The following is a 15834-nucleotide window of genomic DNA, read 5'->3' as shown; positions in this document are numbered from 1 at the left end:
TGTCAAAAGGCCGAGGGCAATACCAAACCTTGAAGTCAGGGTCGAAGCGGCGCACTCACTTCATCCCGCGCAGCGGCTGGATTGACAGGTGCGCGGATCGAGATGCCATACGCAACCAGGCAGCCAAGCCCACAGCTTCCCACCACCAGGCACATGGGCCATGGGGTGCCATCGGCCAGGCGACTGACCCACACACTGGCCAGCGCCCCGCTGGCGAATTGCACCGAAATACCCAGGGCGACACTCGCCCCCGCCTGCGCCGGGAACATGCTCATCAGGCTCGCCGTGCAATTGGCTCCCAGCAAGCCCGTGACGCCCATGTACAGCACCATGCAAAGCACAATGCTCGTCAGCCCGCCCCACTGCGTATACCCCGCCACCATCAGCGCCAACGCTGCGACGCCCGCCAGCAAGGCGCCCACTCCCAGCATGCGTTGTGGTCCGAAGCGAGTGACCCAGCGGGCATTGATAAAGGTCACCACGATGATGCCTAGAATGTTCAGGCCGAACAGCCAACTGAAGGTACGCGGTGAGACTCCGAAGTACACGACGTACACAAAGGGTGAGGCGGTGATAAAAGCGAACATGCCGCCAAAGGCCAGTGCCATGCACAGGATCAGCGCCACCGCCCGAGGTTGTCGGACGATGCCCGGGTAAGCGGCGAACGCCCCCTTGAGCGAGGTGCCGCGCGCCTGCGTTGGCAGGCTCTCCTTCAGCCCCACGCTCACCATCAGCAGGCACAGCCCGCACAGAATGAACAACGCGGCAAATATGGTGCGCCAGCCGTCAATCAGCACCAGCCAGGTACCGATCATTGGCGCGACCAACGTCGCCATCATCGTCAGCAGATGCATCCAGGACAGCACCTTGGCCGCTTGCGCCAGACCGAACAGGTCTCTGGCAATGGCCCTCGCCAGGACCAGCGCACCGGCCCCGCCAAGTGCCTGGAGAAATCGCCACGCCGTCAGTTGTTCGATGCTGCCGGCAAACAGACAGCCCAGTGTCGCCAGGCCATAGAGCACGAGACTGCCCAGCAACAGTGGGCGACGCCCGTAGCGGTCCGACAGTGGCCCATAGAACAGCATGCCCAGGCACAACCCTGCGAGGAAGGCACTGATCGTGTGTTGCACCTGGGAAGTACTGCTCGACAGGTCAGCGGCGATCTGCGGCAGGCTGGGCAGGTAGGTATCGATGGAAAACGGCACAAAGGCCGTCAGCGATGCCAGCAGTGCGATCAGACGTGCCGTGGGTTTCATTGACCCGGGAGCTCAAGGCTTTTGAGAAAGCCTGCGACCAGCGCGTTGAACACCTCGCCTTGATCGTCATGTACATAGTGACTGGCGCCTGCGACCTCCACCGTCCGCACGTGCGGATTGCTGGCGCTCATCGCCTGCAGTGTCGAGGGCGGCAGAAAGTCCGAGCGGCCGCCGCGAATGAACAGGGTCGGACAATCCAGCGCGCGCACCGCCGGCCACAGGTCTGTCGGCTCGATACTCAGGCGCGCCTCGGCAATACCCTGCTGATCATGGCGCCAGGTGATCACGCCCTCGCTCTCTTTCATCGAATGAGCGAGCCTTGACGCCAGGCCTTGTTCCGACAAGCCCGGGCGCGAAGCCTGCCAGAATTCGCGGGCCGCCTCCCAGCTCTCGAACTGCAAAGGCGTCTGGCTCATCTCGCGGCGAATGCGCGCGGCACCATCGCCCTGGCTTGAAGAGCCGGGACCGATGTCCTCAATCATCAAGCCAATCAACCGTCGCGGATTTTGCCGTGCATATTCAAGGGCGTTGGCGCCCCCTAATGAGTGCCCCAGCAATACAAAACGCGACAAGCCAACATGGGCGGCAAAGTCCTCGAGGTCCTCGACATACGACTGCGTGTGGTAGCTGCCGGGCGCGGCCCAATCACTCAGTCCTCGGCCGCGCTGGTCCAGGGCATAGATGCAGTAGCCCGCACCCAGGGATTGCACCAGCGATTCCCAGGTTTGTGCATAGGCCCGCAAGCCATGCAACAGCACCAGGGGAACGCCGGTTGACTCACCCCAGCGCAAAAAGTGCAGGCGCAAGCCCGAACGGTTGGTAAAGAAACAGCTGTCAGATGGCATCGGTTGGTTCCTTAATGCGTGGCTTCGACCGACCTAGAAACGATCGAACCGATAAGGGCTTGGATCAATGATCGGTGCATGACCGCTGACGAGATCCGCCGCGAGGTGGCCTGCCGCCGGCGAGGTGCCGAAGCCGTGCCCCGAGAATCCGGTGGCCACGGTCAGCCCCGGAATCTGCGCGACCGGCCCTATGACTGGATTCGAATCCGGCGTGACGTCGATAGTGCCTGCCCAGGCCTGGGCGATCCGCGCGTGCTCAAACACCGGCCAGGCCGCCATGAGGTTGTTCATCGCGTCGTTATTGAGCCGCGGGTTGGCGGCCGGGTCCTGGACCCTGACGCGCTCGAACGGGCTGACGCTGTCGGAATTCCAGCGCCGGGCAAGTGCCAGGTCATTGAAAAAAGGTTTGCCCAACGACACGTTCAGAACGCTGCGTTGCGCACGGAACTGCGGCATATATTGCTTGGCGAGCAACAAGTGATCGAGTGTCAGGAAGGCATCCAGTTTGCCGCGCTGGGTAATGATGAAGCCGCCGTCCCTGTGCTTGCGAAACGAAAAGTCAGGTGCGCCGACAGCAATCTCAGTCGGCCCTTCCATTGGGTGGGTACGCAACACCGAGCAAGTCAAGGGCAAGGTCGGCAACGACACACCGAGGTTGCCCAGGAAGCGCCGTGACCACATCCCCCCTGCGAGCAGCACATGATCACAGCGAATCTCACCTTTCTCCGTGACCACGCCACTGACCACACCGGCGGACATCTGCAGCGTACGCACCGCGCACTGCTCGATAATCACCACACCCAAGGCCATGGCAGCCTTGGCGATCGCGCTGCTTGCCAGCGTCGGTTCGGCACGCGCATCGGAGGGGGTAAAGATGCCGCCGGCCCAGTCACCCACGCCACCTGGCACCAGCTCGCCAATTTCGCGTTTGCTGAGCAGCCGTGAATCCAGTGACAAATGCTCCACCGACTTGAGCCATCCCTCATGCATCGCCATCTGCGAGGGGTTGCGGCCCACGAACATGATGCCCTCCTGGCGATACCCGACATCCGCCCCTACCCGCTCAGGCATCTTCGCCCACAAGCGGTCCGCGGCGAGGGCCAGGGGAATATCGGCCGCGTGGCGGCTGGTCTTGCGTACCCAGCCCAGGTTGCGTGACGACTGCTCACCGGCGATATGGCCTTTTTCCAGCACCACCACCGAGATATTGCGTTCGGCCAATGTCAACGCAGCAGTCAGGCCGATAATCCCGCCGCCAATGATGACGACAGAGGTTGCGGAGGGAAACACGGTAGACGTATTCACGGGCGCTATTGTGGGGGCCATGATCAAGACTCGGTAATCGAATGAAGTAGGCCGCACCTGCGCACGGCCGCGTGACAGTTACTGCGACAGGCGAATGACTTCAACTTGCGCCTTCGACGCATTGCGATACGCCGTCACCTCCAGCTCAACCTTGTAGACCGTCGACCCCAAGGGCGGACAGGTGACGGTGCTGGCCGGGTCAACGCCGCGAAACTTTTCGCCGATCAGGGCCATCACGGCCGGTACGTCCTTGGGGTCCTGGATGAACACCCGCGAACACACCACGTCCGCCAGACTCGCATCGACCGCCGCCAGGGCCGCCTCGATGTTGGCGAATACCTGGTGCGTCTGCTCGAGGGTATCTTCCGGAATCAGTTTGGTTTGCGGGTTGCGGCCTGCGGTGTTGGACACGTAGATCCAGTTGTCCACGACCACCAGGCGCGAATAGCTGGCCTGATCCTCAAACGGGGAACCGGTCTTGAGCTTAATGATGTTTGTCATGTGGAATGCCTCTTCAAAATAAGTGATGGATGGCTTAACGCAGAACCGGGGTTTCCCACAGGTTCAAGGTGACGCCGATGCCTTTTTCGATCGCGTTGCGATACACCACCGTGCCCCAGGCCACGTCTTCCACGGGCATGCCGCCCACCGACATGATGATGATTTCTTCATCGTTCCTACGGCCTTGCGCAGCGCCGGCGATGATCTTGCCGATGTCCTCGACTTCATCGAGTTGCATCTTGCCTTCGGCAATCATGTCCATGAAGCGCACGCCAATCACCGGCACGCAGTGATGTGCAGGCTTGGGCAGTTCTTCAAACCAGGCTTGGTAGAGACCGGTGTTGTCCAGCACCTTGCGTACGTCGCGCTGTTCCATCCCGTCGTCAAGGGAGCAGGAGGCAGGCATCGCCAGGAAGGCACCTGGCTTGACCCATTCGCGTTTCACAATTGGGTAGGTCGTGGGGTCGCCCACCTCACCGGAGCTACAATAAGTAACAAGGTCAGAGTCACGAACCACCGCTTCAAGGCTGTCGACCACTTCGATCGTGGTTATCTGCGGATAGGTTTCCTTGACCCAGGCGATAAAGTTATCGAGGCTCTTCTGGCCACGACCTTTGATCTTCAGTGTGTCGATATGCGGGCATACCGCGATGAATGCCGCCAGCGTGGTCTTGCCCATCACACCCGGGCCGAGCAGGCCGACGACTTTTGAGTCCTTGCGTGCCAAGTGACGCGCGCCCACGCCGGGAATCGCACCGGTGCGGTACGCGGACAGCAGGTTGGCCGACATATGGGCCAGCGGTGCGCCGGTATCGGGGTCGTTCAAGGTAAACATCAGAATCGAGCGCGGCAGGCCTTTTTCGCGGTTGGCGATATTGGAGCCGTACCATTTCACGCCTGCGGTGCAAAAACTGCCGCCCAGGTAGGCAGGCATGGCCATCATGCGCCGGTCAGCCGTGGGCTTGGGCATGTTCGGGAAGGGTGAATCCTGCGGGAAGATCACCATCGCGCCATGGGAGTCATTGTTCGGACCGGCCATGCGATAGTCACCGGCATAGAGCAGGCCGAACATTTCTTCCATGGTGTTCACGCACGCCAGCATGTCAGTCACGCCCGCGCGGATCATGTCCTGCTCGGAGAGGTAGATGAAGTCGATTTTTGTATTTGTAGACATAGTAGTTCTCGGGCTGAAGGTGATATCGCTGCGGTAGGCGCAGCTCCACGCTGTCGACCTCGAGTATCAGCGCGCGTTTTTCGGCGGTATTGTAAATTTCGGACATGCCCGGTTGGCCGGCACGCAATTGTTGGCGTGATTAATGCGTGAAAACTTCCGTATCGCTGCTCATCGAAGGTGCAACCATGATCAAACAGTGCGCGCCGCCTCCCAGGCACCACACTGCGAACGAACAACCCTGGTTCGTGCTCAACTCTTCACGGTATTCGGTCATGCCCTCCGAACACCCGGCGATCTCGCATTTCTATGCCTTCGATGTGGCTCAATCAGCCAACCTGCTGGCCGTGCCGGATGGTTGCGTGGATATTGTTTTCGACTGTGATGCAACACGCCCTACCGCCCGGATCTGTGGCACGCCGCTGGCTGCCCAAGCGGTCGAGTTACACCAGAACCATCACTACTTTGGCGTGCGCTTTTCACCGGGCGTCATTCCCGGATTTATCAATGTGCTGGCCGAAGAATTGACTGAAAGCGAACTCGACTTGCTGGAGGTCTCGGGGTTCGCCCAGCGCATCTTCGAAAGTATCGTTCAAGCACCGCTGCTGGGCGATCAGATGCGGCTGTTCAACGACTACCTCGCCCCCCGACTGATGGGTAAAACGTCAACACTCACGGCCATGGTTATTCAGCAGGCTCTGCGCCACCGCGGTGATATCCGTATTCAGCAACTGGAAGATCTCAGCGGGTACACCAGTCGCACGCTGCACCGACAGTTCAGTCAAGACACCGGCATGTCACCCAAGACCTTTTGCCGAATCATCCGCTGCCAGGCGGCTCTGGACACCCTCAATACCCAACACGATGTGTCGTTTTCGGAGCTGGCCCTCGACCTGGGCTTTTCCGATCAATCGCACTTCCTGCGCGACTTCAAGAAACTGGTCAGTACAACGCCTTGCGACTATCAACGCAAAATGGCCCAGAACGCCTACACCGACCGGATCAACTACGCCTGACTCCCTCCTTTTCAAAAGCAAACGCGCGCCTTCATCACCCCTCGGTAATTCCCTGTATTTCGAATACGGCAAGGCAAATCCAGCGAGCCGAGTTGCCAGCTTCGCTTAGCGAAACCAACAATTCATGAGCGCTTGAATATCAGCCTGGGAAAGGAAATCGGGTGGGAGGAAAGCGTCAGCCGCACATGAGGTTTTTAGCGCATTGCCCTGAGCGTTTCGGACGGTGACTTGCCAAACAATTGCCGGTAATGCGAGGCGAAGTGGCTCAGATGAAAAAAGCCCATTGCCATCGCGATCTCACTGATGTTTTGAGTGCAGGCAGAGGTTGTGATCAAGCGGCGTCGCACCGCGTTGAGGCGTAGATTGCGCAGGTATTCAACCGGACGCATTCCGGTCACTGCCTGAAAACTGTTCTGCAGGGTCCGGCGACTCACCCGCAGGTGTTCGCACAGGTCGAGAATGCTCAGTGGTGTATCACCACTGGCATCGATCAGCTCTTGGCAACGCTTGACCAGGTAAGCACTCACGGCGAAATTACCGCGACGACAACGTACCTCATCGGTGGCGTGGCTGAACAAATCGAGGAACGCGCCGAGCAGTTCTTCCTCCAGCATTTTCTCGGCGGTTGAGTTGATAGCGTCCGTCTGTTCCAGAAGGTGACGAAACAGCGGCTGAATGCGCTGACGTATTCGCAACAGTAACGCGTCATCCACGCTGAGTTGGGACGTGGTCTTCAGGCGCTTGAGCTGATCGTCGGACAATTCGAAGGCCGCCAGTTTGGCGAAGCGCACCGCGTCGACATTGAGCGCGAAGAAGTGCATGCCTTCAGGGGCGTGCAACACAAACTCCTCGCCGTCACGCAACAGCACCACGCTGTGAGTGCCCACCTGTTGTCCCTGCACCACCGGCGCGCAGCCTAATGACATGGCCGCGCACAGCCGACCTTTCGGCGCATAGCCGCGCTGCACCACGCGTTTGTCCAGCACTTCCTGGAAGATTTGAAAGCGGTCAGAGGACAACTGCCGCAGCTCACTGGTCAGGCAGCCACGGCCGAGTTGGTCATACACTTGCCGCCAGCCCTGGATGGAGCCAGCGTGTTGTTGAGGGTCATTGAAGGTTCGAACTTCAGCGAGCATGGTCGTCGTTCCTCGGTGGCCCCGTTTGTTTATCGGCCTGAAAGGGACTCTGTCATCCGTGACGGCAGCTATCGTTCACACAGGGGCGGCGTCCGCCGTGAAAACCAAAGCCAGTTCCATGCCAAGCATGTGCAGGCAGTACGTGGCGGGCTGGATATTCATCGGCGGCAACAACGCCCCGGAGAGCACAACTTGCCCAGCCTCCACACGTTGACCGTCAGCCAACAGACGCCGAATCAGCCAGCACAGATTGGCCAGCGGACTGTCCTCCCGATCGCGTGTATCGCCACTGCCGCAGAGCGCGCCGTCGCACTCCAGGCGATACGCAACACTGACGTGTTGTACAGGATCGAAAGGGATGCGCGGTCCGAGACAATAAAGCCCCGCCGCCGCGTTGTCGGCCAGAAAGGCGCCCACTCCGAAATCCCAGCCCTGCCAACGGCAGTCGGCGATCTCGAACGCGGGTGCTATCTCGCCGATGGCTGCCAGAATATCCTCGTCACGGTAGTCCCCCGGCGCCAGGGCACGCCCCAGCACAAACGCCAATTCGACCTCCAGCTTGGGCTGGATCAACCGCGAGAACGCCACCGCCGTACCCGGCTCGACGATCATGGTATCCGTCAGGGCGCCATACACCGGTTCGTCAAGGCCAAAGCGTTTTTGCGCGGCGCTGCCGGCGAAGGCGACCTTCCACCCGCTCAGTCGCTCGCCTGCTGCCTCTCGGTGATCCAGCGCTTCGCGCTGCAGCGCATAACCCGCAAGCCGATCTATCGCCTCGGGGGCCAGTGGCGCAATGGCTTGCACCGTGCGCGTCGCCTGATGTAGCCGGTTCAGTAGCGCGTTGCCGTTGTTCATGACAGTTGCTCCGCCAGTTTGCGCAGCACACCTTCAAGCCTCTCTGGTGTGGTAATGGCGGCGACAAACCGGTCTGGACGCACCACTACGATGCAGTCGCGCACCTTGGAGAACCATTCACCCAGGCGATTATCCACGTCCTCCACGCTGATGGCGTCCGAGGCCGTCAACGGCTGGCCACGTCCGATGCCACTGCGCGAACGATTGACCTGGATAAAACGCGTGTCCCAGCGCGCCCAGTAAGCGGCCATTTCCTCACTGAGTTGCTCGCGCGGGTTCACCCGATAACCCAGCACCGCATAGGAATTGCCAAGCACCTCATCCAGGCGACGACGCTGGCCCTGGGCGTCTTCGATGTACGGCTGGACAAACAGCTGGCCGACCAGATCATCTTCGCGCAATTCGGCACGCTCGTGATAGACCAGGCCCTTGGTGATGGTGGCCTTGGGTTTGAATTTGAACTCCAGCAGGTGCGAGCGCAGGTTGTCGACAGTGTTCACCGCCTGGAACAACCAGTCGCGCACGCCGGCCATCAGCGGGTTGGTCATTCCCAGTACCGCGCCCATGTTGTCGGCCAGGGCCACCAGTTCGGTTGCATGCCCACGGCGCTCCTGGTCGTAGCTGGCGAGGATCGAGTGCGAGGCACGGCCCTGGATGATCGCCGCCAGTTTCCAGGCCACGTTGGCCACGTCCCGCAGCCCGGAATTGAGGCCCTGCCCGGCCCAGGGTGGAGAAATATGCGCGGCATCGCCCACCAGCGCCACACGCCCTTCGACAAACCGCACCGCCACCCGCGAGTGGTGGGTATAGGCTCGGATGCGGATGACGTTCAACTGATCGACCGCGTTGCCGATATGCCCACGGATCAACTCGCGAATGGTGCTCTCGTCACACATCTTCGCCTCATCTTCGCCCTCCAGGAGCATGAACTCCCAGCGGCGTTGCTGGTACGGCAGATAGATGCACACGAAGGGCCGTTCCGGGTCGGCATGCAGTGCGGTGTAAGGTGCATCGAGGGTGTCATTGGCCGTATCGACCACCACCCATTTGCGCGCATGTGTCAGCCCCGACAGCTCGATACCGAGCTTTTTACGCACCGTAGAGCGTCCGCCATCGGCGCCGATGACATAGTCAGCCCGCAATTGATAAATCTCGCCCTGAGCATCGCGCACCTGCAATGTCACGCCCTGCCCGTCCTGCTCGAGTTCGAGCATTTCATGGCCTTGGCGCAACACAACGCCGGTACGCTGCTCCAGGGTTTCGCGCAACGTGCCTTCCAGCAACTGCTGCATGAAAATATTGCGCATTGGCCAGCCGTAATTGGCCGTACTCGGCTTGACCTCGGCGAAACACACGCCGCGAGCATTGTAATAGCGCAGCGGTACATCGCAGATCATGTCGCGCACAGCGAGTTCGGCAATGCCGATCCCCTGCAACACGCGCAGTGCTTCATCATCCATGCCCACTGCGCGCGGGTAAGGCAGTACGCCGTCGGCAAGTTCAAGGACGACGCAGTCGATACCGTACATCCCCATATAGTGCGCGGCCGTGATCCCGTTAGGGCCGCCGCCGACAATGACAACTTGGGTCTTCTCCTGCTTCATCGCTATTCACCGCTTTCTTGTTGTGTTTTTAATCCGACGCCGCTAAAGCCATGCGCCTGAAATCAGTGCAGCCCATCAATACCTTTGACGTCCGCCGCCTGCAGACCGCCCAGCCGCGCATGCAAGCGCCCGCGCGTGGCGAAAGCCCAGATCACGATCACCTCATCCGGTGCGGGGCCGTCGCCAAACATCAGGGACATGCAGTCGTAATGGGAGCGTACATACAGTGCATCCTTGTGGGCCAACGGCACATCAATGGTCGAACCCGGACCGCCCCGTTTGCCGGTGGAAGGCACCCAGGATTTGCCCCCGCCCAGCGCCAGGCGCACCGGATCGGCAGCCGGGTTGGTCAGGAACGCATTGCCGTGTTCGTATTCGCCCTGGCTGCCCACCATGCAAGCTTTACCGTAGCTGACAATTTCCCGCGAGCCGGCCAGCGCCTGAATGCGACGACCGAACTCTTCGCCCAGCAGTGGCGACGGTTCTATCAGCTCTGTCAGCGACTCGCTGTAGCGACCGGCATAGGGGTTGGCGATCAGGGCGGCGACGGCATATTTGAACAGCGGCTCGCCATCGGCCAACTGGCCACTTTCGTTGGCCAGGGTTTCTTCGACAAAGCTGTACCACTTGCGGATGTGATACGAAGCAAAATTTGCGGTTTTCATCAGGGTTGCCTCAAAGCGGGTCTAGTGGATCCAGTGGATCGAGGTTGAAATGTCGGCTTGGCGCGCCAGCGGCCTTGAACCGGGCCTTGCCGAGCGCATCGTCGTGTTCGGTCTCAAGGAAAAATTCCATGCGATTACCGTCAGGATCGTTGAAATACACACCATTGCCGATTTCGTGATCGGTGATCTTCACCACCTCGACGCCCTTGCCCAGCAACATGCCGTAGAGCTGGCGCAAGGTGGTCATGTCCCCGGCGATTTCCAATCCATAGTGTTGCAACCCCAACCCGCCCTGATGGGCGCCGGGCTCTGCACGAAGCAAGGCGATGTCGTGATGTTTGGTACCAAACGCCATCATGACCCAGCTTTCGCCACGGGCACTTTCATGCATGCCCAGGATGTCGGCGTACCAGCGTGCCGACACATCAGGATCACTTACCGAGAGCGATAAGTGAGTACGAAGGATTTCGACTTTCATCGCGTGAGACCTCAGCTTTTTTTGACCACGGATTGATGCCCTGCCTTGATCTGCGCCACTGCGGGGGTCCAGAGCACGTCAGCGATCTCACTGAATTCGCGCCACTGTTTCTGCCAGCCATCACCGCCATTTTCGGAGGTGAACAAATGCCCATACTTGGTTCCCGCAACGATCTGTCGCGGATTTTCCGGATTGAAGGCAATGGCCCAGACGCAGGAATTGGGTTGTTGCGACAGGGGCAACACTTCCCAGCTGAGCGCAGCATCACGGGACACCAGGATCTTGCTGGTGGTACCGGGCGTGCCATCGGAAATACTCAGGTACAGGTCGCTTTGCGTGCCCAACGGCGCGTTCATGGCGCGCATGTAATACAGGCCGAACGCTTCTCGACCGATAATGCCGGTCCAGGTCAGCCCTTCATCCAGGCTGCGGTAGACGGCGTTGACGCAGACCACCACGATGACTTTCTGGCCGTGATTGGGCAGTACCAGAATATTGTGGACATCCGAGTTGTAGTCCCACAGCAGCCGATCATCGACGCGCGTCCAGCTGTCGCCACCGTCACGGGAGTGGAACAACCCACCCTCTTCAAGGCCGAACCATAGCTGGTTGCGGTCGGTCGGGTCATAGGCGAAAGCCAGCAGTCGTGGGCGGCTGACGCCGTCGCAGAATTCCGGAATCTCCACCGGCGCACGATCCCAACTGAGACCGCCGTCCAGGGTCCGCCACAGTACGGCCCGCGAAGGTGCGCCAGTGCCGACGAAAATCCGTTTCGCGTCCTGCGGATCGACGGCGACTTTCCAGACCGTCTGACCGTTGAACGGCGAATCGACCCGCTGCCAATGGCCGCCAGTGTCGCGGCTGACACACAAGCCTACGTCCGTGCCGGCGTAGATCACCTCAGGCTCGTCGGGGTGCACACTCAAGGATCGGGTGATCGCGTCGAACTCCAGGTCCTGCCCCAGGCCCAGGCGATGCCAGGTACGGCCATCGTCGGCGCTGCGGATTACCGCTTGACCTACGGTGGCCACTAACAGGGTTCCGTTACTCATCGTTGGTGCTCCTCAGATGTAGATGCCGCGGGTCAAACCGCCGTCGATACCGATGGATTCCCCGGTCACCGCGCCAGCCTTTGGCGACGCCAGGAAACCGATCAGCCAGCCCATCTCCATCGGCGCCAGGGTGCGGCGAATCGGCGTCGAGTCGATGTAGGCTTGCTCAACCTGTTCCGCAGTCTTGCCTTGCTTGATCGCTTCGCGCTCGTACAGCTCCTGGATGTGCGGGGTGTCCACCACGCCAGGGTGGATCAGGTTGACCGTGATGCCCGAAGGGCCCAACTGGTCGGAGAGGGTTTTGGTCATGTGGGCGATCGCCAGGTTGCGCATCCCCGAGAGGACTTTGCTGCTGCGCCCGGTGAGGCCGCCGATGTTGATGATGCGACCGAAACCGCCGGCCTTCATGTGCGGGGTCACCGCCTTGGCGCAACGGAAGTAGCCGATCACTTTGGTGTTGAGATCCGACAGCAACTCGTCGTCGCCGGCATGTTCGATGTCATTGCGCACCACGCCGGACGGCGCTGCTGCACCGTTGACCAGAATGTCGATGCGGCCGAAGTGTTTGTGCGCAGCTTCGACCATGTCCGACACGGCCGACATCTGATTGGTGTCGCAGTACAGTGGCAGTACTTCGTTGCCGGTCTGAGCCGTGATCTCTTCGGCAGCCTGTTGGAGAAACTCCATGCGGCGTGCGCAGATCACCACCTTGCAGCCCTCTTCGGACAGAAAACGTGCGACTTCCTTGCCGATACCCATACCGCCGCCGGTGACGATTGCCACGCGGCCTTTCAATTCCAGATCCATAGCATTTCCTCTTTTGATTATTCGATTCAGGCCAGATCGACGAAGACGCTCTTGGTCTCGGTGTAGGCATCGATCACGTTTTTACCCATTTCCCGGCCCCAGCCGGATTGCTTGTACCCGCCGAACGGCGAAGCCGCGTCGACCACGTTCCAGCAGTTGATCCAGACCGAGCCCGCCTTGAGCTGCGCCGCCACGCGGTGTGCCGAGCGCAAGTCGCGGGTCCACAGGCCAGCCGCGAGGCCATAAGGCGAATCGTTGGCGCGCAGCACCAGGTCGTCGATTTCGGTCCAGCTCATGACGGTCAGCACCGGACCGAAGATCTCTTCGCGGGCGACACAGGCACGCTCGGCGCGATCAAGGAACACGCTGGGCGCAATGAAGTGGCCGCGCTCCAGGTGGTCGGGACGGCCGCCACCGCAGATCAGTTCCGCGCCCTCCTCCTGGCCTCGTTGCAGGTAGCCTTTGACCGTGTTCAATTGGCGGCCCGACACGAGTGGGCCCATGCTGGTGGCCGGGTCCAATCCATTACCGAGCACGTGTGCGGTGGCATGCCGCTCAAGTTCTTCCAACACCTGATCAAGCACGCTGGCATGCACGTATAACCGCGAGGCAGCAGTGCACACCTGGCCCTGGTTGTAGAAGATGCCATCGGCCGCGCCTTTGGCGGCGCGCACGATATCGGCGTCCGGCAAGATGATGTTCGGCGACTTGCCGCCCAGTTCCAGCGAGACCTTTTTCATGTTGCTGGTGGCCGCCTGAGCGATCAGCCGGCCGACGTGGGTCGAGCCGGTGAAGGCGATCTTGTCCACGTCGGGATGCTGCGCCAGCGGTCCGCCCGTTTCCGCGCCAAGACCGGTGATCAGGTTGACCACCCCCGCTGGAAACCCGGCGGCCTCGATCAACTGCACCAGTCGAATCGCGACCAGCGGCGTTTGCTCGGCGGGCTTGAGCACCGCGACACAGCCTGTCGCCAGCGCTGGGCCAAGCTTCCACACGCACATGTTCAACGGGAAGTTCCACGGCACGATCAGGGCGCACACGCCCACCGGCTCACGCAAGGTGTAGTTGAGCATGGGCGCACCGCTGGCCGGCGATACGGGCAGCGTGCTGCCTTCGATCTTGGTCGGCCAGCCGGCGAAGTAGCGAATGATGGTCGCCGCGCTGGCCGCTTCACCTCGAGCGGCTGAGATGGGTTTGCCGTTCTCCAGCGTGATCAACTGCGCCAGCTCCTCACGGTGCTGATCCAGCAGGTCCGCCAGTCGAAACAGCAGCAGACCGCGCTGAGCGGGTGACTGCAGCGCCCAGGCGCCGGTGAACGCTGTGCGGGCTGCCGCAACGGCCGCATCCACATCGCGCGCGTCGCCCTGGGCCACTTCCGTCAGGGTTTCTTCAGTCGCCGGGTTTTCCACGGCAAACCGCCGGCCAGCGGCGGCGTCCTGCCAGCTGCCACCGATAAACAGGCGGCCAGGCTGGGACAGAAATTGTTGCACAGCAGGTAGCACTTCAAACTGTTTCATCATCGACTCCTTCACAGCGCCATTTCGATCAGGCAAGGACCACCGTCGGCATTGGCATTGGCCAGCGCCCGTTGCAGTTCGGCATTGGTTTGCACCGTGCAGGCCGGCACGCCGTAGCCCTTGGCCAGCGCCTTCCAGTCAATCCGCGGGCTATCGAGCACTGTCAGGCGCAATGCTTCCGGGCCCATTTCGGTCACGCCGAAGCGGCGTAGTTCGTTCTGCAAAATGGCGTAGCGATGGTTGGCAGCAATCAGGATCACCACCGGTAATTGCTCACGGGCGATGCTCCACAGGGTTTGAATGGTGTACTGGGCACTGCCGTCGGATTGCAGGCAGAACACGCGATTGCCCCGCTCCGCCAAGGCGGCGCCGAACCCCACCGGAATACCCTGGCCAATCGCGCCACCGGTATTGGTCAACACCCGGTGCCGCGCGGCGCCAGCGGAAGCGGTGAAAAATGGATAGCCGCAGGTGCCGCCTTCCACGGAGACAATGCTGTCGTCCGGCAGCGATGCGGCCAACACCTGGCCGATGGACTGAGGTGTGAGCTCGGCATGGCCGGGCGGCAGTTCGATGCCCATCGGAGTCGGCACGTAGGCCGGTGCATTGAGGGCATCGGCCAGCGCCGTCAGCGCGCCGGCGACATCGTCACCGACATCGGCCAGCGTCAGCAGACGCTCACGCTCAGCGAGGCGCGACGGGATGCCTTCGTAGCCGAAATAACTGATGGGCTCCGGCACCCCGGCACACACGACCTGGTCGTACTGCTCAAGGATTTCAATGGCCACTTCCGGGAAATACGGCAGGCGATCCAGGTTCGGCAAACCACCGCCACGGTAACTAAGCCGTGGAAAGGTCTCGGCAAACATGCGCACGCCAGGCAGTTGGGCCAGGCGCCCCGCTGCTTCCAGACCCGCGACCGACAACCCCTCATCCCCGACAATAAACACCAGGCGCTGCCCGTCACGCAGGGCCTGCGCCACCGTCTCGACCCGGTCACCGGCAAACCGGCGAACCGGCGCCCGCATCGGGGCGAACACACCGTTGTGCGTCACCGCGCTGGCTTGCAGGTCCATAGGCAAAATCAGGCTGGCGATCTGCCCTTTGGCCTGCCAGGCCGCCCGCACCGCTTCCTGCAAATCTTCGCCGATACCCGACGCCGTGCGCGAGGTGCGCACCCAACCGGAGACAGTCCCGGCCAAGGCCTGGATGTCACTGGCCAGCGGCGGATCGTAGTTGACATGCCATGACGCGTGATCGCCGATCACGTTGACGATAGGGGTATTGGCACGACGCGCGTTGTGCAGGTTGGCGATGCCATTGGCAAACCCGGGGCCCAGGTGCGTCAGGGTCATCGCCGGCTTGCCGGCAATCCGGCCATACCCATCCGCCGCCCCCGTGCACACCCCTTCGAACAACGACAACACCGGCTTCAGTGCAGGTGCGCTGGCCATGGCCGCCACCAATGGAATTTCGGTGGTTCCGGGGTTGGCGAAGCAGTATTCGATACCGCTTGCCGCTGCCGCATTCACTATCAGTTGCGCACCATTCATTTTCAGCCCTCTTGCTTGAGCATTTGCAGTGATGAGATTTATCACACATAAACATTCACTCAACAAGCATTAA

The 15834-nt window shown here is 61.0% G+C and carries 15 protein-coding genes; 1 reads left to right on the top strand and 14 read right to left on the bottom strand.

The window, feature by feature from the left end:
* Positions 1-35: 35 nt before the first annotated feature.
* Genes ABH912_RS03450 through ABH912_RS03430 form a run of 5 tightly spaced genes read right to left on the bottom strand, consistent with a single transcriptional unit; the run spans position 36 to position 5081 of the window.
* The gene (locus ABH912_RS03450) at positions 36-1256 is read right to left on the bottom strand and encodes a multidrug effflux MFS transporter (protein ID WP_429509621.1); all 1221 of its coding nucleotides are present in this window, start codon (positions 1254-1256) and stop codon (positions 36-38) included.
* The gene (locus tag ABH912_RS03445) at positions 1253-2101 is read right to left on the bottom strand and encodes an alpha/beta fold hydrolase (RefSeq protein WP_429509620.1); all 849 of its coding nucleotides are present in this window, start codon (positions 2099-2101) and stop codon (positions 1253-1255) included. The genes ABH912_RS03450 and ABH912_RS03445 overlap by 4 nt, the downstream gene beginning before the upstream one ends.
* 33 nt (positions 2102-2134) lie before the next feature.
* Entirely contained in the window at positions 2135-3427 is a 1293-nt protein-coding gene (locus ABH912_RS03440; protein ID WP_429509619.1) for an NAD(P)/FAD-dependent oxidoreductase, read from the bottom strand.
* A gap of 57 nt (positions 3428-3484) precedes the next feature.
* The gene (locus ABH912_RS03435) at positions 3485-3907 is read right to left on the bottom strand and encodes a RidA family protein (RefSeq protein ID WP_429509618.1); all 423 of its coding nucleotides are present in this window, start codon (positions 3905-3907) and stop codon (positions 3485-3487) included.
* Positions 3908-3941: 34 nt separating this feature from the next.
* The gene (locus ABH912_RS03430; protein ID WP_033062029.1) at positions 3942-5081 is read right to left on the bottom strand and encodes a tyramine oxidase subunit B; all 1140 of its coding nucleotides are present in this window, start codon (positions 5079-5081) and stop codon (positions 3942-3944) included.
* A gap of 185 nt (positions 5082-5266) precedes the next feature.
* Here ABH912_RS03430 and ABH912_RS03425 point away from each other — a divergent pair, with 185 nt between their 5' ends.
* Positions 5267-6094: an AraC family transcriptional regulator gene (locus ABH912_RS03425; RefSeq protein WP_033062028.1), complete on the top strand. Its 828-nt coding sequence runs from the start codon at positions 5267-5269 to the stop codon at positions 6092-6094.
* Between the two features lie 194 nt (positions 6095-6288).
* On the opposite strand, the gene ABH912_RS03420 is transcribed toward ABH912_RS03425, so the two are convergent.
* The 9 genes from ABH912_RS03420 to ABH912_RS03380 all read right to left on the bottom strand — a co-directional run bounded on the left by ABH912_RS03420 (position 6289) and on the right by ABH912_RS03380 (position 15761).
* Entirely contained in the window at positions 6289-7230 is a 942-nt protein-coding gene (locus tag ABH912_RS03420) for a helix-turn-helix domain-containing protein (RefSeq protein WP_429509617.1), read from the bottom strand.
* 75 nt (positions 7231-7305) lie between these two features.
* Positions 7306-8085, bottom strand: coding sequence for a 2-keto-4-pentenoate hydratase (locus tag ABH912_RS03415; RefSeq protein WP_429509616.1), 780 nt, complete (start codon positions 8083-8085; stop codon positions 7306-7308).
* A complete protein-coding gene (locus ABH912_RS03410; RefSeq protein WP_033062025.1) occupies positions 8082-9689 on the bottom strand; it encodes a bifunctional 3-(3-hydroxy-phenyl)propionate/3-hydroxycinnamic acid hydroxylase in 1608 nt (535 codons plus the stop codon). The genes ABH912_RS03415 and ABH912_RS03410 overlap by 4 nt, the downstream gene beginning before the upstream one ends.
* Positions 9690-9751: 62 nt before the next feature.
* Positions 9752-10354, bottom strand: a complete 603-nt coding sequence (locus ABH912_RS03405; RefSeq protein WP_033062024.1) for an amino acid synthesis family protein — start codon at positions 10352-10354, stop codon at positions 9752-9754.
* 10 nt (positions 10355-10364) lie between these two features.
* Entirely contained in the window at positions 10365-10832 is a 468-nt protein-coding gene (locus ABH912_RS03400; protein ID WP_033062022.1) for a VOC family protein, read from the bottom strand.
* An 11-nt stretch (positions 10833-10843) separates the two neighbouring features.
* Positions 10844-11884, bottom strand: a complete 1041-nt coding sequence (locus ABH912_RS03395) for a VPS10 domain-containing protein (protein WP_033062021.1) — start codon at positions 11882-11884, stop codon at positions 10844-10846.
* A gap of 12 nt (positions 11885-11896) precedes the next feature.
* The gene (locus ABH912_RS03390; protein ID WP_033062020.1) at positions 11897-12691 is read right to left on the bottom strand and encodes an SDR family NAD(P)-dependent oxidoreductase; all 795 of its coding nucleotides are present in this window, start codon (positions 12689-12691) and stop codon (positions 11897-11899) included.
* A gap of 26 nt (positions 12692-12717) precedes the next feature.
* Complete coding sequence (locus ABH912_RS03385; protein WP_429509615.1) at positions 12718-14208, bottom strand: aldehyde dehydrogenase family protein; 1491 nt, start codon at positions 14206-14208, stop codon at positions 12718-12720.
* 11 nt (positions 14209-14219) lie between these two features.
* Entirely contained in the window at positions 14220-15761 is a 1542-nt protein-coding gene (locus ABH912_RS03380) for an acetolactate synthase large subunit (protein WP_429509614.1), read from the bottom strand.
* Between the last annotated feature and the right edge of the window lie 73 nt (positions 15762-15834).

Origin of the sequence: Pseudomonas sp. BT76 TE3572 (genome assembly GCF_050435365.1) — a bacterium.
Classification (GTDB): domain Bacteria; phylum Pseudomonadota; class Gammaproteobacteria; order Pseudomonadales; family Pseudomonadaceae; genus Aquipseudomonas; species Aquipseudomonas fluorescens_W.
Note: the sequence above shows the minus strand (reverse complement) of the source record. Positions and strands in the feature narration are given on the sequence as shown.